This window comes from Rhodanobacter spathiphylli B39 (assembly GCF_000264295.1).
GTDB classification, from domain to species: Bacteria; Pseudomonadota; Gammaproteobacteria; order Xanthomonadales; family Rhodanobacteraceae; genus Rhodanobacter; species Rhodanobacter spathiphylli.
The window spans coordinates 1-367 of the sequence record NZ_AJXT01000176.1; the positions used below are offsets into that span (position 1 = coordinate 1).

Annotated in this window: 1 protein-coding gene; it reads left to right on the forward strand. The window is 36.0% G+C overall.

All coding sequences use genetic code 11. The annotated features are described in order from the left end of the window. Nucleotides 1–367, forward strand: a 367-nt coding sequence (locus tag UU7_RS18790; RefSeq protein ID WP_202946828.1) for a hypothetical protein, incomplete at both ends; no start/stop codon positions are given.

Genomic DNA, 367 nt, shown 5'->3' on the forward strand with positions numbered 1-367 from the left:
AGGCTTGCAGGTGCAGTTGGGAAAAATCCTGGTGCTGATTTTGACAGTATAAATGCCTTTGGTGGAAGAAAAAGGTGTATTTTAACAGATGATGGTGTTGTTTTGGCTTATTATGGTGAACCTGGGTACAGTGAAACCGGTAAGACAACAGTTGAAATTACAAAGAATTCAGTAACTTATCCGGTTGGAACAATAGTTCAGGTTATGGTTGAACAACCAAAATTTTATTACAAGGTTGTTCCTTTGAAACTTGAAAAAATTCAAGATGGTATTGGCTATCATTTGAGAAAAGCAAGATATTATGTTTCTGATTATCCAAAACCAGGATTCAAAATTCACCCTGCGTTTGTCAGAAATGGTGTTGAAA